The organism is Hymenobacter telluris (genome assembly GCF_017313265.1).
In the GTDB taxonomy this organism is placed as follows: Bacteria; Bacteroidota; Bacteroidia; order Cytophagales; family Hymenobacteraceae; genus Hymenobacter; species Hymenobacter telluris.
This window is the reverse complement of record NZ_JAFLQZ010000009.1, coordinates 132,969-153,397: the sequence shown is the minus strand read 5'-3', so window position 1 is coordinate 153,397 and position 20,429 is coordinate 132,969. Positions and strand designations below refer to the sequence as shown.

At 57.6% G+C, this 20,429-nt stretch carries 13 protein-coding genes; 4 read left to right on the top strand and 9 right to left on the bottom strand.

Annotation, left to right across the window (positions count from 1 at the left end):
- Genes J0X19_RS14585 through J0X19_RS14575 form a run of 3 tightly spaced genes read right to left on the bottom strand, consistent with a single transcriptional unit; the run spans position 1 to position 598 of the window.
- Entirely contained in the window at positions 1-177 is a 177-nt protein-coding gene (locus tag J0X19_RS14585; RefSeq protein ID WP_206985109.1) for a hypothetical protein, read from the bottom strand.
- Complete coding sequence (locus J0X19_RS14580; protein WP_206985108.1) at positions 165-371, bottom strand: hypothetical protein; 207 nt, start codon at positions 369-371, stop codon at positions 165-167. The genes J0X19_RS14585 and J0X19_RS14580 overlap by 13 nt, the downstream gene beginning before the upstream one ends.
- An 11-nt stretch (positions 372-382) precedes the next feature.
- The gene (locus tag J0X19_RS14575; protein ID WP_206985107.1) at positions 383-598 is read right to left on the bottom strand and encodes a hypothetical protein; all 216 of its coding nucleotides are present in this window, start codon (positions 596-598) and stop codon (positions 383-385) included.
- A gap of 893 nt (positions 599-1,491) precedes the next feature.
- On the opposite strand from J0X19_RS14575, the gene J0X19_RS14570 reads away from it, so the two are divergent.
- A complete protein-coding gene (locus J0X19_RS14570) occupies positions 1,492-2,370 on the top strand; it encodes an EamA family transporter (protein ID WP_206985106.1) in 879 nt (292 codons plus the stop codon).
- 88 nt (positions 2,371-2,458) lie between these two features.
- Here J0X19_RS14570 and J0X19_RS14565 read toward each other — a convergent pair whose 3' ends face one another.
- From J0X19_RS14565 to J0X19_RS14545, 5 genes are all read right to left on the bottom strand, one after another.
- Positions 2,459-4,015, bottom strand: coding sequence for a glycoside hydrolase (locus tag J0X19_RS14565; protein ID WP_206985105.1), 1,557 nt, complete (start codon positions 4,013-4,015; stop codon positions 2,459-2,461).
- A 150-nt stretch (positions 4,016-4,165) separates the two neighbouring features.
- Positions 4,166-5,809 (bottom strand): RICIN domain-containing protein, encoded by a 1,644-nt coding sequence (locus J0X19_RS14560; RefSeq protein WP_206985104.1) that lies wholly within the window; start codon positions 5,807-5,809, stop codon positions 4,166-4,168.
- Positions 5,810-5,935: 126 nt separating this feature from the next.
- A complete protein-coding gene (locus tag J0X19_RS14555; RefSeq protein ID WP_206985103.1) occupies positions 5,936-7,480 on the bottom strand; it encodes a RagB/SusD family nutrient uptake outer membrane protein in 1,545 nt (514 codons plus the stop codon).
- 107 nt (positions 7,481-7,587) lie between these two features.
- Positions 7,588-10,707 carry a SusC/RagA family TonB-linked outer membrane protein gene (locus J0X19_RS14550; RefSeq protein WP_206985102.1) on the bottom strand — a complete coding sequence of 1,040 codons (3,120 nt, stop codon included), beginning with the start codon at positions 10,705-10,707 and terminating at the stop codon, positions 7,588-7,590.
- A gap of 284 nt (positions 10,708-10,991) precedes the next feature.
- Positions 10,992-12,833, bottom strand: a complete 1,842-nt coding sequence (locus J0X19_RS14545) for a glycoside hydrolase family 35 protein (protein WP_206985101.1) — start codon at positions 12,831-12,833, stop codon at positions 10,992-10,994.
- 389 nt (positions 12,834-13,222) lie between these two features.
- On the opposite strand from J0X19_RS14545, the gene J0X19_RS14540 reads away from it, so the two are divergent.
- Positions 13,223-17,506, top strand: a complete 4,284-nt coding sequence (locus tag J0X19_RS14540; RefSeq protein WP_206985100.1) for a hybrid sensor histidine kinase/response regulator transcription factor — start codon at positions 13,223-13,225, stop codon at positions 17,504-17,506.
- Positions 17,507-17,934: 428 nt separating this feature from the next.
- A complete protein-coding gene (locus tag J0X19_RS14535) occupies positions 17,935-18,852 on the top strand; it encodes a glycosyltransferase family 2 protein (protein ID WP_242582695.1) in 918 nt (305 codons plus the stop codon).
- A gap of 385 nt (positions 18,853-19,237) precedes the next feature.
- Here the strand turns inward: J0X19_RS14535 and J0X19_RS14530 are convergent, their stop codons facing one another.
- Positions 19,238-19,450 (bottom strand): hypothetical protein, encoded by a 213-nt coding sequence (locus J0X19_RS14530; RefSeq protein ID WP_206985098.1) that lies wholly within the window; start codon positions 19,448-19,450, stop codon positions 19,238-19,240.
- A gap of 366 nt (positions 19,451-19,816) precedes the next feature.
- Here J0X19_RS14530 and J0X19_RS14525 point away from each other — a divergent pair, with 366 nt between their 5' ends.
- Positions 19,817-20,062 (top strand): hypothetical protein, encoded by a 246-nt coding sequence (locus J0X19_RS14525; RefSeq protein WP_206985097.1) that lies wholly within the window; start codon positions 19,817-19,819, stop codon positions 20,060-20,062.
- The last annotated feature ends 367 nt before the right edge of the window (positions 20,063-20,429 follow it).

Below are 20,429 nucleotides of genomic sequence, written 5' to 3'. Positions count from 1 at the left end.
CTACTCATATGTGCCCACGTAGCCCGTGCGCAACGCCGAAATAGCCGCTGCATAATCGGCCTTGACCTCGGCGGCATAGCTGCTGGCAAAAGCCGACGACAAATCCTGCGCCGCCGCCGAAACAACCGAGACATATACTAGAGAAACGGCGGCGCAGAAGGCTCTTACCAGGTCCATAGGAGGCTTCCCGTCAGGGAATGTTGAGTGTAAATGGTGTGCAGGCTCAGCTGCTGGTAACGGGCATTCACGTAATACAGCTGCCCCCGCCAATGTGGCCCGAATTGCCGGTAGGCACTCACCCCAAGGCGGCGGCGGAGTGGGTCGAGCAGGTTGTACACATCGGCCGCGTCCCGCTCGAAAAGTACGGGCACTTCGCCCCCGCTTACAAACGCCTCCACCGAAAAACTGGCGTACACCGGCCCCCAGCCCCCAGTAGAGCGTTTGGGAAGGTACGGCCATTCGAGGTAACCAGGCTCCCGCGCCCGAACGTGTACAGCCGGGCCGCACCCAGCGGATACGCCGTTAGCAGCACATCAACCTGGGTGCGGGTGGTATCGTTGATGCGGCCGGCGTAGAAACCGTCATTGCCCTCCGCCAAATTAAATCCGTCACGCGCGGCACCGTGCAAATTGGTGATGAGACCATTCCGGTGAGTGAGCGGTACCGCGACACCTTCGACCAATTTTTCAGCCGCTGGAAGTAAACCACTATCCAGTAGCGCGCTACAGCCTTTTTTACCATGAAACCTGGTTAGGCCACAACCTCTCCGTAGCTTGATTACGTCTTTTTAGTATTCGCACACGCTAGCTACTTCTCTACAAACAGCGTTGCTACAAAGGGGAAGCGCCAATGAGGGCAGCTATAAGTATTCATTATCAAACATTATCTATAACATAATCATACCGTAATCATAAAATACAATGGAAGCATGTAGCTTTGTGGCATACTGCTCTTCTACCGAGCGGAGTATTCAGATAATCACTGCCTCAAGGCGTCTATCTGCTGCTTTGCACACCGCTTTGCTTCTATGGTACTTGATTCCGCTCGTTTTCAGGCTTTATCCGAAACTCAACAGGACTGCTATGTGCAGCAGCACGGCAAATTCATTGCCCACCGCTGGCACGAGAACTACAGTATTGAGCTCTACGATTTAGGTTCGTTTTATTGTGAGCAATGGCTGGAACAAGAATGCGTACACCCGCCGCGGTACCAGGCCTTCCACTCCGAAGCCTGCTTGGAGGCCTACGCCCAGCCACTTGAATTAGCCTGTTACTAGGGTGCCTCTGGAATTCAGCCGGGGATAATACGCTGCCGCCACTGAGTGCCGGATTAACATCTGGGGCTACTTGGCTCGCCGCTTACAAGGCCAGCATATAGCTCGTTTGCCAGTGGTGTAGAGGCAGCTGTTCAGCTAAACCTCGCGCTACTGCTTACCTTCGCGGCTCACCCTTTCCTGCGTTGCCGCTGGCAGCATGAGGATCCTGCGCTTTCATGAACACTCCGCGTTTTTCGCTGCCGCCGTTGCTGGCCGTTTTGCTATCTATAATAAGCGTGCAGGGCGGCGCGGCTATTGCCAAGGGTTTATTTCCGGTGCTGGGCGCGGCCGGTACTACCAGCTTGCGTATTGGCTTGTCGGCGCTGGTATTGGCCGTGGTGGTGCGCCCGCAACTAGGCAGGTTGCAGCCCGCTCAATGGCGGGCCGTGGTGCCGTATGGCCTGGCGCTGGGCCTCATGAACTTTCTGTTCTACTGCGCGCTGGTTCGGGTGCCGCTGGGCCTGGCCGTAACGCTGGAATTTGTGGGCCCGCTGGGGTTGGCGCTAGCCGGTTCACGCCGCTGGACCGACCTAATTTGGGTGGTACTGGCCGGCACCGGCATTGCCCTAATTGCGCCCTGGGGCGGCAACGGCCTCGATTTAATAGGGGCGGCTTTTGCCCTGGCAGCCGGCGGGTGCTGGGCCATATACATTGTGCTAGGCCAGCGGACGGCGGCTGTGCTGCCGGGCCAGCAAGCCGTGGCCATTGGGATGCTGTTTGCCACGCTACCCGTGTTGCCCTTCGGTTTGGCCAGCGGCAGCTTTTTGGCCTTGACGCCACATTTGCTGCTGTTGGCGGCACTGTTGGCCTTGTTTTCCAGCGTATTGCCTTTTTCACTGGAAATGCAGGCCCTCAAGACTATGCCCACCCGCACGTTCAGCATCCTGATGAGCTTGGAGCCGGTAGCAGCGGCTTTGTCGGGGTGGCTGCTGCTCAACGAGCAACTCACGCTCGGCCAGTGGCTGGCGGTGGCGTGCATTGTAGTAGCCAGCGCCGGGGCCACGCTAACCACGGCTGCGCCGGCCGCTCACACAACGGAAAACCAAAACAGTTAAACGCTGAAATGCCCACTGTTACAGTTGGCTTCGGGTGGAAGCAACTGCCACAGCGGGCATTTTGGCGTTTGGTTTAGGCAGCATCTTTTCAGCGCAGCTCACTAACCAGCGTGGTGATGCTGCGTGGTGCTACGTGCAACACCTGGCCGGCGGGCACGGGCGCGCTGGGTTGCAGGTCGGTGGTGGCGGAGGTGGTGTAGGACTGGCTAGCGCCCAAGCGGCGGCCACTGAGTTCCAGCCGCAGGTCGGCGGGCGTGGCTGCGTCGTTTACTACCACCGTGATAAGCTGCTTGCTGTTGGGGCTCCGGTACGCGGAAACCAACAAGTGGCCGGCGCTAACCGAATCGGCTAGGGCGGCGGCTACCCGCACGGCGCCGGGCCGGATGTAGCGGCTGTAATTGCCCAGCGCCCACAGCATTTTGCTGGCCTGGAAGGTGCCGTCGGTTTTGTTTTTGTCGATGTAAACCAGGCCGTCTTTGTAGTTGTAGGGCGACACCGCCAGCCACCATTGCCAAGCCGCCGCGTTAGCCACGGCCAAATCGGTGTGAATGACGCGGGCCAGATACAGCGCCGGCGTGATGCTTAAGTCGCGGGGGTTGCCGTTGATTTCGCCGCCATTGTCGCCCAAGATGCAATATTCTGATTGCCAATAGGTGAGTTTTGGCACGGCAGCTACGCGGGCCGCCAGTTGCTGGCGCAAGGCCGCGGCTTGCGTGGCCGGCGAGGTGGTGAAATAGCTGTGGCCGGCCAGTACGGGCGCCACCTGGGGCGTATTGCCCAGGTAGGTGGGGGCGGCTTTATCCCCGAAGAAGGCGGCCAGCTGATTGCCCCGGTTGGGCTTGTCGCCCATCGTCAGCAGGTAGTCGAGCTTGCCGGCTTCGGTTATCAGGATTTTAGACGGCAGCCGCTCCGCCACCAGGGCCGAACTGAGGGCTTTCACCACGCCCGCCATTTCCTCGTTGCGGAACGGGCTTCCCTCCTGCCCCCCGTCGCTCCAATCCCACTGCGGCTCGTTGATGGGGCTCACGTAGTCGAAGGTGATGCCGGTGGTTTGCTTCACGCCCGCTACTACCTTGGCAATGTAGGTGCCCAGCGCGGCATAGTTGGCGGGCGCAATGTTGGTTTCGGCCTTGGTGGCGTAGGCTTTGCCGTTGGCGGTGAACTGCACCGGCGGACTGTTCAGGAAGCCCAAAAACTGCTTGACGCCCCGCTGCTGCGCCGCCTTCAGGAACCACTGCTGCCCCGCCTGATGCGTCCAGTCGTAGCTGCCGTCGGGCTTCAGAAACGATTCGGCACGCCGCCACTCGTCCTTGATGCCGCTTTGCTCGCCCTGTTCGGCGCTGCCCGCCCCAATGTTGAACCGCCACTGCGAGAGGCCGATGCCTTTCGGCTGACCGTTGGGGCCGCTTTCCTGGCTGAACAGCAAATCGGCAATGGCGTCCTTTTTGGCCGCGGGCCAGTTACCCACAAACTGACACGACCACGCATCCGACGCGCCGAAGTTGGCAATAGTCTGGTAGGTTTTTCTGGCATCAATGCGCACCGTAACCACGGCCGGCGCCTGGCTGTGGGCAGGGCTGGCGGCCAGGCTTAACAGTAGGATGGCCAGCGGCGTTAGGGCTTCTAGCTTGAAAGAGAAACACATAGGCAAACGTTAAAAGAAGCGGCCCGGCTACCCTGCCGGTGAAGGTGGATAGCCGGACCAAATTGTATCACAGAATTTTAAGAAGGCGTCATTCCGAGCTTATCGAGAAATAACGCCTCTTTGGGGTGCTACAAAACAGTAGCGAGCCACTTACTGCTGCCACACCAACCACTGCTGGTTGTTGCCGCTGGCCGCCGCCGATTGCACAAGGTTGGCCCCCGCCGTTGTTGAACTACCAGTTACGTCCAGCACCTGGCTGCTGCCGCGGTTCGTGACTTTGTAGTAGCCATCGGTGCTGGCCGTGAACTGCCACTGCTGGCTGTTGCTGCCGTTATCGACACTCTGCACGATGTTGGCGGCGGGCATAGGTGAGCCGCCGTTCACATCGAGGGCGAGGTTGCTGTTGCGGTTCAGTAGCTTGTAGTAGCCGCCGCTGGTGGCTTGCACCTTCCACTGCTGGTTGGTGGCACCGTTTTGGTACCACTGGATAATGTTGGCTCCGGCCGTGGTGGCGGCGCTGTTCACGTCGGCCACCAGGCCGCTGTTGCGGTTGATGAGCCGGTAATTGGCCGTGGGGTAAAACGTATCGGTGCCGCCGGTAACGGCCGCGCCCCAGGCAAACTGCACGCGTCCCAGTCCCGAGGCATTACTAATGGACGTGTTCCGCCCATCGAATTGCAGCAGACTGTAGGAGTCGCCGGTGCGCAGGCCGGGCCAGTACACGCTGGCAATACCCTGCTGCCGACAGAAATTGGTGATTCCCAGCAGATACGACTTCTTCACGTCGCCCTCAATGGCGCTGTTGAAATCCACGCCCGTCGTCAGGAAGGCGCCGTACTCGGTGAGTACCGCCCGGCTGCCGTAGCTGCCCAGGTTGTCGGCAAAGGCCTTTTCCCAGCTGGCCGCCGTGTTGGTGGGGTTGTTGTAGAAAAAGTCGTAGATGTGAATCGACAGCAGGCAGCCGTTGAACCGACTGTCGGCCCCGATGCCCTTGATATCCTGCGCGTACCCGGTGCCATCGAGCAGCACGCGGCCCCGTGGTACGGCGGGGTAGCGGCTCAGCCAATCGGCGTAAAGGGCGGCCAGGTTAGCTTGCGTGTAACCGTGCGGCTCGTTGAACACCTCGAAGTACACGTTGGCATTGCTGCCGTATTTGGCTATTACCGTTTGCCACATCAAAAAAAACTGGGTGTTGTCGTCTACCAGCCCGTTGCGCGACGAGTTGCCTTCCCAGCAGGCCAGTATCACCTTCATACCCTTGCTCAGCGTCTTATCGATGGCGCCGGTGTAGGCCGCCCAGCTGCTGCCCAGCACCGTAGTGGGGTTGATGGGAAGGCGCACGGTGTTGGCGTTGGTGCGGCTCTGGAAACCGTTGATGATGGTTTCGGTTTTGGTTTGCACGGTGGCGTAGGTGTCGCCGGCGGCTAACCCCGAGAGTACCAAGGCATCGTCCACGAAATTGTCGCGCGGGTCGGCCCAGTTCAGGCCGGCAATGCCGGCGGCCCCTACCCCGGCCACGGGGGTAGGCACCACCACCGGGTCCACCACCGGGTCGGGTGCCACGGGCGAATCGTCTTTGGAGCAGCCACTTAGCGTAGCGGCCAGCAGCAACACGGCGCCACCGAAACGCGGCAGCAGGCGGTACAAGTTTTCCATGAGTAAGGATGGGTGGGCAAAGGAAGTAGTACAGTTGCCGGTTGTGAGTTGCCAGTTGCCGGTTATCGGTTGTGAGTTATCGGTTGTGAGTTGCCAGTTGCCGGTTATCGGTTGCCGGTTATCGGTTAGACGTTTCACTGGCAACTGACAACTCGCAACTGGCAACTCACAACCGGCAACTCACAACCGGCAACTGAAAAAACCAAATGCCCCATGCCCTACCCGCAACAACGGGCAGCACATGGGGCATCATAAGGCATTCACTTAGTAACCAGGGTTCTGCGTAACGTTGCCGCCCGAAAGCTGAATCTGGCTGGTTGGAATCGGGAACAGGTTGTTCTTGTCGGAAATCTGGTCCTTCACCTTGCCCCGGTCATAGGGGTCGGTGCTGGTGAGCTGCGAGGCGTTGAAGGCCGTCATTACGGCTACCAGGCGCTTCTGGCGCACCAGGTCGTAGTAGCGGTGGCCTTCCATAGCCAGCTCCAAGCGGCGCTCCAGCCAGATGTGGTTCAGCAGAGCCGTGCCGGTAGACGTGCGCGGCAGCACCGTGCCAGGCTGCAAGCGGTTGGCGCGGGCCCGCACCAAGTTCAACGACGACAACGCTTTAGCTTCCTGCCCCAAGCGGAACGAGGCCTCGGAGTGCATGAGTAGCAGGTCGGCGTAGCGCATTTCGATGCGGTTGAGCGGCGCGTGCTCCCGCTCGTTGGCAGGGCGGTCGGCCAGCGGCAGGAACATCTTGCGGCTGATGCGGCCCGACTCGTTTTCGGCGGGCTTGGTGTCGTAGTTGGAGTAATCGAAGCTGGCCGTGCGGGCGCCTACGTTGTCGCCCTGCTTGATGATGGTCCAGCGGCGGCGCGGGTCGTTTTCCTGGATGAAAGCCTGCTCCAGGTTGCTGGTGGGCGTGTTGAAGCCCCAGCCCCCATCAGCGCGGCTGCGCATTACCACCGTCAGGGACGAGCCCAGGTTGAAAGCTTGGTCGGGGCTGTAGTTCAGCTCGAAAATCGACTCCGAGCCGTTCGGGTTGCTTACGTTCCAGATGTTGCTGAACTCGCCGTTCAGGTTGTACTGGTTGGAAGCCATAACCACTTCGGCGGCCTGCTGGGCCAGCTGCCACTGCTCAGTGAACAGGTAAGCTTTAGCCAGGTAGGCATTGGCCGAACCCTTGGTGGCTCGTCCCAGGTCAACGGTGGCGCGGGCGCTTTTCTCGGGCAGGGCGGCAGCGGCTTCCTGCAAGTCCTTTACAATCTGGGCGTACACTTCGGCGGCCGTAGCGCGCTTCAGGGCCAGGGCCTCGCTGGGGGCCAGCGGCGTGAGCACCAGCGGCACCCCACCGTAGCCTTTCACCAGCTCGAAGTAGTTGTACGCCCGGATGAACTTCACTTCCCCCAGCAACTGGGCTTTCAGCGTGCCATCAATCGGGGCTTTGTCGATGCCCACCAGCGCGGCGTTGCAGTTGCCAATCGACTGATAGATATGCACATAACGGTTATCGAACCACTCGTTGTTGGGCAACCAGAAGAAGCGGGCAAAGTCGCCGAACTCGCGCTGGTCCCCGGCAATGGCGTTGCCCTTCCAGGCGTCGTCCGAGCCGGCGTCGCCGAACATGCGGGTACGGTCAATCTTCCACCAGTCGTCCTGGTCGGCGGTGGCGTAGCAGCCCATTACGGCGGCCTTGCACTCCTCGGCGTTGGAGTAGTAGTTGTTTACGTTTTGCTGGCCCTGTGGGGGCTCATTGAGGAAGTCGTCGCAGCTTTGCAGACTTACTCCCAGGCCCATAACCAGGGCCAGTGTGATGCGGATATGTTTCATGACAGTAGAAGCGGTGGGATGAATTTGGTGGTCAGTTGTCGGCGGCTAGCTGTGGGCGGTGAAGTCAAAGACCAACGACCGGCAACTAGCAACCAACTACTAATCAATTAGAAGGCGACGTTGGCACCAATCAGGAAGGTGCGGGCCGTGGGGTAGTTGCCGAGGTCAACGCCCCGGTTCAGCGCCGACGAACCGTCGGTGTACGAGCGGCCGTTGCCGATTTCGGGGTCCACGCCGCTGTACTTGGTGATGGTAGCCAGGTTCTGGGCACTCACGTAGAGGCGCAGGCTGCCCATGTGCATGGCCGTGGCAATGTTCTTCGAGAAGGTGTAGCCGAGCTGGAGGTTGCGCAACCGAGCGTACGAGCCATTTTCCACGTAGAAATTCGAGAAGCGGGTCAGGTTCTGGTTGTTGTCGTTGGCCACAATGCGCGGCACATCGTTGGAAGTGCCTTCGCCGCTCCAGGCTTTGCCTTCGAGGCCCGAGATTTTGTTGTAGTTGTAGCTACCCGAGTACCACCAGCCTTTGTTGGCATTCACCACGTCGTTGCCGAGGCTGCCTACCAAGGAAGCCAGCAAATCGAAGCCTTTGTAACCCAAATTCAGGTTCACGCCGAAAGAGAGGTCGGGCATGGGGTTGCCGATGTACTTCTGGTCTTTCTCGTTGATGACGCCGTCGCCATCAAGATCGGCAAAGCGGAAGTCGCCGGGCTTGGCGTTGGGCTGAATCAGGGCGCCGCTGGCCGACTTGTAAGCATCAATTTCGCCCTGGTTCTGGAAGATACCAGTATTTTGGTAGCCGTAGAATGCACCTACGTAGCCGCCTTCCTCGGTTTTAGATGGCCGCCCGAAGATGGGGGTGTTGCCCGAATACAGGGCCTGTCCGTTGGCCAGCTTATCGATTTTGCTGATGGCACGGGTGGCATTTACGCTCAGGCCGTAGGTGAAATCCCCTTTGGTTTCGGCGTAGCCCACCGTGAAATCCAAGCCGTTGGTTTTCATGCTACCCACGTTGGTTACGGGGCTGTTGTAGCCGTAGGCCGCGTGGCCCGGCAGCGCCTGGAACATCAGCATGTCGTAGGTGTTGCGGCGGAACACGTCGAAGGTGGCCGTGAGGCGGTTTTGCAGGAAGCCCAAATCCAGGCCCAAGTCGTAGTCTTCTACGGTTTCCCACTTCACGTTCGGGTTGGGCACGTTGCTCTGTACGGCACCCAGCTGCAGGGTCCGGTCGGGGCCGGTGGCGTAGTACGTCTTGCCGATGGTGCCGGTGTAGGCGCTGTTGGTCAGGCTGGTGATATTCTGGTTGCCCACCCGGCCCCAGCTGCCCCGAATCTTGAAGAAATCAACGGCGCTTAGGTCTTGCAGGAAGCTTTCCTCCGATACCAGCCAGCCCGCCGACACCGATGGGAACGTGCCCCAGCGATTGTTGGTTGGGAACACCGAGGCCCCGTCGCGCCGGATGCTGGCGCCCAGCAGGTACTTGCCCTTGAAGTCGTAGTTGACGCGGCCAATCAGCGAGGCAATGGTATTGGTGTAGGTGTTGCCCTCAATGGCGAAGCCGGAAGTGGCGGCATTGGGGTAACGCAAGCTCTTGTCGTTGCTAGGAATAGCCTGGCCTGAAGTGGCTTGGGTGTTGGTCTGGAAGCGTTCCAGCGTCACGGCCGCCAGCGCCGACAGGTTATGGTCGCCGAAGGCGTGGGTGTAGTTGAGCGTGTTGGTGTTGTTCCAGTTGATTTCAACGTTGTGCTCCCAGCGCACCGAATTCACTTGGTTGCGCTCGTTGGCATCAATGGTGTAGAACGGGGAGAACTGGTTGCGGCGGTACACGTTGTTGTTGGTGCCGAAGCGCGTTTCCAGAATCAGGCCGGGCACGAACTCGTAGTTAGCGTAGATGTTGCCCACCAAGAAGTACTGCTTGCGCCGGTCGTCGTTGCGCTCCACGGTAGCCAGCGGGTTGCCCACGTCAGTCGGCGAAGCGCCGTAGTAATCGTAGGGGTTGCCGGAAGTACCGGGCAAGCGGGCCGGCGTAATGGGGTCGTCGTTAAAGGCGTCGCGGAACAGCGAGCCGCTGTTGAGGTATTTCTGGTTGGTGGCCGAGATGTTGAAATCCTCACCCACTTTCAGGTTCTTCGCCGCCTGATATTCGGTTTTGATGCGCAGCGAAATCCGGTCGAAATCAGAGCCCGTTACCAGACCCCGCTCCTTAAAGTAGCTCAGGCCGGTGGAATACACCACCTTGTCGCTGCCGCCCGAGAGGCCCACCGAGTAGTTCTGGGTGATGCCGCGCTGGGCAATTTCCTTCCACCAATCGGTGGTCTGGGTGTACGAATCAGGGTTTTGGTACACCACGGGGCGGCCCGAGTTGGTGGCCGCCAGGTTCATGATGCGGGCGTACTCACTGGCCGACGCCATGTTCGGAATCTTGGTCGGGTTCGATACGCCGTAGGTGGCATCGAAGGTCAGGCGGGGCTCGCCTTTCACGCCCGCCTTGGTGGTAATCAGAATCACGCCGTTAGCGGCCCGCGACCCGTAAATAGCTGCCGAGGCGGCGTCTTTGAGCACGCTCAGGCTGGCAATATCCTTGGGGTTCAAGTAGTTGATATTCGCCACTGGCAATCCATCCACCACGTACAGCGGGTTGTTGCCGTTGATGGTCGAAATACCACGAATCAGGATTTGCGGAGCCGAACCCGGCTCGGAACCCGCGCCCAGTACCGTTACGCCCGCGGCTTTGCCTTGCAGCGCGCCGCCCAGGTCACTGGTAGTAATCTTGGAAATCTCCTCTCCCTGCACCGTGGTAATGGCGTTGGTGAGGGTGCGTTTTTCTTGGCTGCCGTAGCCCACTACCACCGCCTCGTCGAGCTGCTGGGAGTTGAGTTCCAGCCGCACCGACAAGGTGGTTTGGCTGCCCACTACCACTTCCTGCCGCACGTAACCGATAGACGAAATAACGAGCGTGGCGGCTTCGGTGCCGTCGGGAATTGTCAGCGTGAAGCGGCCTTGGCCGTCGGTGGCGGTACCGATGGTCGTGCCTTTCAGCACCACCGTTACGCCGGGCATGCCCACCCCTTTCTCATCGAGAATGGTACCGGAAATAGGAGTTGCCACCGCTTCGGACCGCAAAGCGAGTTTCGAGCTGGCACCCGAAGCCGACGGCGGGGAAGCAAGTGCGGCCGCGGCCGACAACGGCAGCAGGGCTCCGCACAGAAGTAGAGATTTTGCTTGCATGAGCAAGGGAATTACAGCCGGCCGATGCCGGCTAAGGTGGGAAAAATTGACTGGAGAGCGAAGAGCACAGAAGCCTGTTACAAGGTCATTCTGACTGGAGAACGGGGCGCGAAAATGTGATGTAAATGTACCGGCTTGCAGGCGGTGCAAGGGGACTAGTTTTCGGCAGAAAAGGGAAAAAAATCTGCCAATAGTGCTTTTATTACACCGCCTGCAACAATTCTTTACACCTGGTTATCAAAATCTTACTTACAAACCTTGGAGTGCCGCACCGGAAACTCGCCTCAGGGGCGCAACTCGCTGAGGATGGGGTGCGCCAGCGTAGCCAGGGTGTTTTGCTGCGGCTTGATTAGCTCCAGAACCGTTACGGTATTAGCGCCTTTCTTCAGCCATTCGGCCGGCACGTACAAGGTCTGCTGCGGCCCGATGGCCCAGTAGCGGCCGAGGTTGTGGCCGTTCACCCACACCACGCCTTTGCCCCAGGCCCGCATGTCGAGGTAGGTATCGGTGGGCGTGGCGACGGTGAAGCTGGTGGAGCGTAGCACCGGTCCGCTGCTGGCCGTGATAACCGGCACGCTGGGTTTGGTAAGAGCTGGGGCGCTATCGAACGGAAGGCCGTACATGCGCCAACCGGTTAGCTCTGCGCCGTCGAGGGTCGCGCTTTTCGTAATGCCTTTGGTGTTCTGAAGTAAGTACTCACCGAAGTTGATGCGGCCCATGTTTTCCACCAGGATATCAAGCTGCACCTGACCTGCGGGCAGCGTTAGCTTCAGGTTGTCCTGCCGAAGCCGCCGGTCGAGGGTGCCTACTCGCTTGCCGTTCACCAGCACTACGGCGTAGTCGCGCACATCACTAATCTTAAGCGTTTTGGTGCCGCCACCCGCAACGGTAGTACGGTATAATACAAAGCCGTACGCCTGCTTCAATGCCTCGAAAGTGAGCGGCTTGGCATTCGCCACGGCCGCCGGCAACCGATCCAGCAAATTAGCAGTGCTGGTAAACTTCATGACTGGCAGCACAGTGCTGGGCTTGGCGGCGGGCACGGCGGGCAGTTTGGTACCGGCGGGCAGGTATTTCTCGATAACCCCGCGGAATGCCATGAACTTCGGCGTGGCATTGCCGGCCTCATCGAGCGGGGCATCGTAGTCGTAGCTGCTGACCTGGGGCTCGTAGTTAGAGGTGTCGCCCTTGTAATTGGCCCCGTTCATGAAGTCACGGGTGCTGCCGCCGTGGAACATGTACATATTAATAGACATGCCCGCCCGCAGCACCGAATCGAGGCCGGGGGTGTACTGGGAGGCCGGCACCGTGTGGTGGCGCGTACCCCACCAGTCGAACCAGGCGGGGTACCATTCGGCCACGTAGTACGGGCCCTGGCCGTTGTGGTTAGCGTGCACTAATTGCCGGATCTGGCTGGGCTTGTCGGTGCCGTTTACGGCGGGCAGCAGGCCGGGCAGGTGGCCGGCCGCCACGTCCTTCACCGGGTCGCAGGTATACAGCAGCCCATCAAACCCCGCCGATTCAAACAGCTTCTTGTTGAGGGCCAGGTACTCTTTATCGGAGCCATAGGAGCCGTACTCGTTTTCCACCTGCACCATCAGAATGGGGCCGCCGTGGCTGACCTGCAAGGGCGCGAGCTGCTTGCCCACGGCTTCGAGGTAGCGGGTGTAGGCCGCCACGTACTGCGGCTCCTGGCTGCGCACTTTCAGGCCGGGCACGTTCTGGAGCCAGTACGGGTAGCCGCCAAATTCCCACTCGGCGCACACGTAGGGGCTGGGCCGCAGCACCACCCACAAACCTTCTTCCTGGGCCATTTTCACGAAAGCCGCCACATCATGGTTGCCGCTGAAGTCGTACTTGCCGGGCTGAGGCTCGTGCACATTCCAGAACACGTAGGTACCTACCGTATTGAGGCCCATGGCTTTGGCCATTTTCAAGCGGGCCCGCCACGCTTCGCGCGGGATGCGCGGGTAGTGCAGCTCGCCGGAAATCATCTGGAGCGGCTTGCCATCGAGCAGGAACTGGTTGGGACCGAGCGTGAAGGTGTGCGGCTGGGGCTTAGCTGGTTTCTGGGGGCCGCTGCCTTCGGCGAGGGCGGCAGTGGCTACCCCGGCTCCAAAGAGCAATAAGAATAAACGCTTTGAAAAGCTGGGAACTTTCATTTCCATAAATCAGAACAGTAAAAAGGCGGCCGCGGCGGAGCCAGCAGGCCGGGTGGGAAATGCGCCATTCACTAAGGCGCGGGAAGTAGTCGGCGCTACGGTATGCTTGGCAAAAGTACCAGCGGAAACAGCTACAGCAGGGGCCTCTTTTTCGGCAAAAAGCACTTCAATTCACTGCAAAACCACTCTCAGTCTAAGCCTGCTACCTCTACCTGTGGCGCTTACTCAAACTTGTTCTATCTTTAATTTGCGCACTATTTTCTGTCAGCCTCACTACACAAAGCAGCTTGTTGCAACAGGAAATTGCGCGGGTTAGCCGGCCTCGCTCACGCGGCTGGTATCTTTGCTGCAACATGAAAGTGCCTTTTGTTTTTCTATACCGATGGCTGCTGCTTGGGGTCCTGCTTTCGCTGACGGGGCGCACCGTATCGGCCCAGGATACTCCACCGGATGAGTTCCGCTTCGAGCACATCACCGTGGACCAAGGCCTCTCGCACTCCGATGCCATGTGCATGGCCCAGGACCACGACGGCTTTATTTGGGTGGGTACCAACCGCGGCCTCAACCGCTACGATGGCTACAACCTCAAGCAATACGCGCTGCCCATCAACTCGCATAATGGACAGTCGGGCAACCGCATTGCTACGCTGCTGGTAACTCCCAGCGGCCAGCTGTGGGCCGGCGCCGAAAGCTCGGGCATCAGCCGCTACGATGCTGCCCACGACACCTTTGTGACGCTCGATGCGCAAGCAGTGCCGGCTGCTTATCGGGCACTGGCCACTCAACTCGCTCAAAGCGACGTGAAGGCCCTCACCACCGATGCGCAAGGCCGCCTCTGGATTGGCACTTCGCAGGATGGCATCTTTGTACTGACCTTCAACAAGCAGGGCCAGCCGCAGGCCCTGCGTCAGCTACCGGCTACCGTGGCCGGCCGGCCGAGCTTGCTGCACATCACCAGTATTGCCATCGACGCCGACCACAACGCCTGGGTGAGCACCCAGCGGGCGGGCCTGCTGGTGGTGCGTAGTGCCGAGCCCACCCTGCCAGTAGAAGCCACCGAACTGCGCCTACCCGTTACAACCCTGCACCTCGACCGGCGCGGCGACTTGTGGGTGGGCACCGAACGGCAGGTATTTTGGGTGTCGGCGGCCAACCGGCGCACCGGCCACGAGCTAACCGCGCACCCGCTGCCCAACCGTTACCCCCGCATCCAGACCCTGCGCCTCGACTCGTTTGGGCGGCTGTGGGCTGGCACGTTGTATGGGTTGTACATCTGGGAAGCGGGCGTGGTAACCGGCAAAACGCCGCCCTTGCAAACTACCCGCCCCACCCTGCTTCTGCCCCGCGACGGTGAAACCCACAACCTCAATTCCGAGCGGGTGCAGCAGATTTTCGAGGGCCGCGACCAGCTGATGTGGCTGTGCGCCTCGGCGGGTGGCCTTAATAAAGTGGATTTACGGCAGCGCGCCTTCGGGCAGCTTCGGCACCAGCTTACCGGCAAGCCGGCCCTTTCCAACGCCAATAACTACATCAACGCCATCTATAAGGAAGAGGCCACGAATACCCTGTGGCTAGGCTCGCGCAACGGCGTATCGGCCTACGACTTGGCGCGCCACACCTACCGCAACTACCTGAACCAGCAGTCGGATACCGTGCGGGGGATTGATGTGGCCACCATCTTTCGGGCCACCGATGGTAGCTTGTGGTTCGGCACCCGCGACAATGGGCTGGTGGCGCTGCGGCGCTCTGGTGGCCGCGAAAAACTGAGCACCTACCGCCTACTGCCGGGCGGCATCGACCTGGCTACCACCAGTATTGAGCACATAACGCAAGACCGCCAGGGTACGCTCTGGGTAGCCACGTTTTCCAGAGGTTTGTTCCGCTTCACACTTGATGGGCGCCTGCTGGCTCACTACGAGGTAGGCACCAGCGGCCTGCCTTCCAGCCGGTTCACCTACTTGCTGTATGATGCGCAGCGTGACGTACTGTGGGCCAGCACCCGCAACGCGGGCCTGCTCAAGCTGCGCATCACGCCGGATTCGTTGCGCCTGCTCAACCAGTTTTCGTACCGCTCGGAGCCTACCAAGCGCCTGCGTGTCAACTATGTGTGGCCGCTGTTGCTCGGCAAAGGCGGCGACCTGTGGATTGGCACCATCGGCGGCGGCCTGCACCAGCTAACCACCGATGCGCAGGGCCGCGAAACCATTCGGCGCTTCGCCAGCTACCTACCCGAGAGTGACGTGGAAAGCTTGCTTTCTGATGTGGCCGGCAACCTCTGGATTGGGGGCACCGGCCTCTACCGGTTCACGCCCAGCACCCGCCGCTACCTGCGCTACGATGTGGCCGACGGCCTGCAAAGCAACGCCTTCAAGATTGGAGCCGCCGCCCGCAGCACCGATGGCACCCTGTATTTCGGCGGCATCAATGGCATCAACTACTTCCAGCCCTGGGCCATTCAGGCCAACCCCACGCCGCCAGTGGTGCAGCTCACGGGGCTGCGGGTGATGAACCAGCCGGTAGCCGTGGGCCAGCCGTTCAACGGGCGCGTGTTGCTGCCCCAGGCCCTCTCCCACCCCCAAACCGTGACTATTCGGGCCGAGGAAAACGATTTTTCGGTGGAATTTGTGGCTCTCAACTACACCAATCCGCAGAAAGACCACTACGCCTACCGGCTGCTGGGCTACAACCAGGATTGGGTGCGCCCTGGGCCGGGCCAACGGACGGCCAGCTTTGCCAACCTGCCGCCGGGCCGCTACACCTTGGAAGTGAAGGCCGATAATGGCGAAGGCAAATGGTCACGCCAGCCAGCCACTATGCAATTCGAGGTGTTGGCCCCCTGGTACAAAACCGGGTGGGCTTACCTGCTGTACGGCTTGGCGGCGCTGGGCGCGGTGGCCCTGTACCGGCGCGTGGAAATGACCCAACAAGGCCTGCGCAACAAGCTGGCCTTAGAGCATTTTCAAGTGGAAAAGGAAAAGGAACTCACCAACCTCAAGCTGGGCTTCTTCACCAACGTCAGCCACGAGCTGCGCACCCCGCTCACCCTCATTCTGGGACCGATGGAGGAGCTGATTGCCGCCCGTGGCCCCGTGGATAACCTGCGCGACAAGGTGGTGCTGATGCACAAACAGACGCGCAAGCTCTTCGACTTAGTGAACCAGCTGCTGGATTTCCGCAAGGTGGAATCGGGCAACGTGCCGCTGCGGGCCAGCTACGGCAATGCGGTGCGGTTCCTAACCGAAACGTTTTCAATGTTCCAGCAAAAAGCCACGGAGCGCCGCATCGACTATTTCCTGGATGTGCCCGCCGAACCCATTGGCTTGTACTTCGACCGAAGCAAGCTGGAAATCATTGTCACCAACCTCTTGGCTAACGCCTTCAAGTACACGCCCGAAGGCGGCCGGATTGCGCTGGCTGCCACGGTAGTTGGCAACCCAGGCAGCGACGCCGTATTCAGCGGCAGCCAGCTCAGCGGCAACTATTTGGAAGTAAGCGTACTCGACACCGGCACCGGTATTAAAGCCGACGAATTGGCCCACATCTTCGACCCCTACTACCAGGCCTCCCACACCGATACGTTGCGCATGACGGGCACCGGCATCGGCCTCTCGCTGGTGAAGCAGTTCATGGAGCGGCACGGCGGCACTGTGAGCGTGGAGAGCGAAGTAGGCGCGGGCACCACGTTCCGGCTGCGGCTACCGTTCGGCCAGGCCCACCTGCTGCCCAGCGACTTACTGCCCGAAACTGAGCAGACTGAAGGACAAGAGCCTGCCAGTCAGATGTTACCGGTGCCCCCGGAAATTGCCAACGAGCCAATTGCGTTGAGTTCTCGCCCCCGCCTGCTGGTAGTGGAAGACAACGACGAGGTGTGTCAGTATCTTCAGCAATTGTTTTCGCTGGATTACGAGGTGCTCACGGCCCCCGACGGCCTGGAAGGATGGAATGCCGTACTAACCCACGCCCCGGCCCTGGTTATCAGCGACGTAATGATGCCCCGCAGCGACGGGTTGGAACTGTGCCGCCGCCTCAAGCAGGACCCACGCACGGCGCACATTCCGGTGCTCCTGCTCACGGCCCGCACCGCCGCTCTGCACGAAGTGGAAGGCTTTGACATCGGGGCCGACGACTACGTGAGCAAGCCCTTCAACCCGCTGGTGCTACAAGCCAAAGTGGCCGCGTTGCTACGTAACCGGCTTCAGCTGCGCGAGTACTACCAGCGCCAGATTCTGCTGGAGCCCACCGAAATAGTCATTGCCGATGCCGACCGAACCTTTCTGGAGCAGGCCATGCACATTGTAGAGCAGCACCTCACCGACCCGGCCTTTAGCGTGTTAGTCTTGGCCGATGCGCTGTGCATGAGCCAATCGGTGATGTACCGCCGTATCAAAAGCATCACCGGCCAAACCACGGTGGAGTTTATCCGGGATGTGCGCATGAAACGCGCGGCCCAGTTGCTGGCCCAGCCGCATATGCGGGTATCAGAGGTGGCGTTTCAGGTGGGCGTGGAAAACGTGAAGTATTTCCGCAAAACCTTCCAGAAAATCTACGGTATTGCCCCGTCGGAATACGCCCGCCAGCACCGACCCACCCACGAAACAGCCTTACTCGACGACTCTTTGGATAAAGACCACGCGTAGATGAAAGCCAAGACGAATTTATGCTGGGTAACTGTCCTGCTCTAAGCTATGTACAGCAAGTAATTCCAAATAAATAGCTTATCATGCACATACAGGGGAATTACTATTTTGCAATCAAGCATTCACTCTGAGCTTACAGAACGTTGTTGCCTTTCTTAAATTATATTTTACGCCATTTTAAAAATTTTTACGGGAGAGTATTTTATCGTTTCTGATTAGAAATCAACTTAATTGCAGGAATATATATTTTTGATTGCATCGAAATACAGGCTTGTACTCTAAATTGAAGCCGCTTATTACAGGATATTTCAGAATCCTGCTCTAGTTCTATGCCTCTACAATCCGAGAGTAGTAAAATTCGTATTCCTACTTCGCCTCCTACTATAGCACCGTATCCGGACAATCTGCCGCGCCCGCTATGGTCCGTTATGATTCCTACGTATAACTGTTCGGTTTTATTACGGGAAGCTATAGCAAGTGTACTTGCCCAAGACCTTGGTCCTGACTTAATGCAAATACAGGTAGTTGATGACGCCAGTACTGATGACGATGTAAAAGTGTTGGTTAATCAACTTGGGGCGGGCCGAGTGGAATATTATCGACAGTCAGAAAACGTAGGTAGCCTTCGTAATTTTGAAACCTGTATTAATAGAGCGCGCGGACAGTTAATTCATCTTTTGCACGGTAATGACCGAGTGCTAGCAGGATTTTACGAAAAACTTGCGCAATTATTTCAGCAATATCCTGAAGCGGGGGCTGCCTTCAGTCATTACGCCGCAATTGATGAAAACGGTGTGCGGTATCCACACACAACACCAGCACCAGAAGCTAAAAACCCTGGCATACTACCGAACTGGATTCTGCGTATTGCCGAACGGCAACGCACACAATATGTATCAATAGCGGTACGCAGGAAGGTGTACGAAAAGTTAGGTGCATTTTATGGTACCACATATGGAGAAGACTGGGAAATGTGGGTACGTATTGCGGCTAATTATCCAGTAGCATATCATCCTGATGTTTTAGCGGAATACAGAGGCCACACCAATTCCATTAGCTGGGCAAAAGCTCGGTCCGGTCAGATTATTCCAGATTTGCTTCAGGTAATGGAACGCATTCAGCAACACGTACCTGCTGAGCACAGGAAGAGAATACTAAATTTATCGAAGCAACACTGCGCTAATGCAGGAGTAGGCAATGCCTATGTTCTGCTCAAGGAGAGTAATGATTGGGCACTAGCTAACAGCCAAATAAAACAAGCTTTAGCATTAAGCAATCATCCCAATATTTATTACCATTTATTTAAATTTTACATAAAACGCATATTAAGAATGAAGTTTAAATAAACTGTTTGTTTAATGTGTAACTGTTTTTCAACTGTTTGACACCTACTACAGAAACATATTATCAATTGAGAGCTAAAATATATTTAGATACGAAGAAGGTGCCGGCTTAACGATTGTTAACCCGGCACCTTCTTCGTATCTAATGCAAATTAGCGCATGCTGTACCAAAAGCCGGTGCGCGGCTCTGACACAGGCCTGTTAATTGACTATAAGGCCATGCTACATCCTCTTGGCTGGAATATGACTACGAAGGCAATAGTCTTATTCTCATACAACGCACCGGTATAGATCCGCTGGCAGAGTGAAATCGTATTACCAGTACACGCAAAAGCCCCAGCTGATTAGCAGGGGCAATAGGTTGTGAAGCCTATGAAACAAGCAAAAACTAGCGCACGGAAAAGCCTTTGGCCTCCCAGGCTTTGACATTATGAGTACGAACAAAACGGGTTTCGACGTGTCCCCAGGCGTCCTGCTTGTACATCACTGTTTTACCCTCCTCCCGGCTTTGCAGGGCAACTAACTGGTCGGCGTGAGAAACAGGGGCCGCAATAGCTTCACTGGCTTTACGGGGACGGGAACGTTTAGTGGGTGTTGACATTTATGGTCAACCGGCAGGCTATAAGAAGAGTTCGAGCTTTTAGTAGATGAAACGGTTTTATTATGCTGATTGCACCCGGCCTACTTGTTGTCTATTAGCAAGATACTTCTTTTTCACACCTTGGTGTCATACCATACATCTGCATGGCTTGGGCAGCTTTATTTAAGACAAACAGGCAAAAAACCTGCACGCACTACCAGAGTTTAATCATATATTTGAACTCACTAAATCGTCTATTTAGCCTTAAAACACATTCTTTGTTGGCATTCTTACAATTTCTACCAGCACTTATAAGGGGCCAAGAAAAAGTTGCTTTTAGAAGGTAGTCGTTCAGTGTTTTCATTTTGTATTTAATTGATGTTACCAATGCGTAAAACTACTACCCGACAAAATACTCCTGCTCCCGCTACTACCAGACGCCCTCTTGCGGTGAAAAGTACCGAAGAGCAGTTCATGGCTTATTTCCAGGAAAAACTACAAGGCGTTTATTGTCCCATTCATGGCAGCATACCCGAAATCAAATTGGTTCCGGAGCCAGGTGGCTATTCAGTGGACCTCCTGAATGACTGCTGCCCGGCTTTTACTGCATTGTGCGCTAAGAAAATTCAATAGTCTTGCGCTTTCAGGTTTAACGATCAGCTGAACTACAAGAACACTCCAAAATAGCTCAAGGAGAAATAGAAATACTTATATCTGCTAGTGCAGGGTGTTGCCGTTCCTCGGGCGCTCGGTGCTAGCAGATATCTTTATTTACCAGAGGCTAGCCAATTCCTATTATACCATACCAACATCGCAGTTTCGCCTTGCACCTCTCATATAGTAAGTATGTACTCACTACAGCTTCCCAAAATAACTGCAGTGTAAAATTTGGAGGTTTAGCAGCTACTCGTCTATCACAATCGATGCCGCATGCCTATCACAACCGGTTGCGTATTTTCTTTGACATCCCTTTGTAAATCAGGCTTTTTCGGGCAGTAAG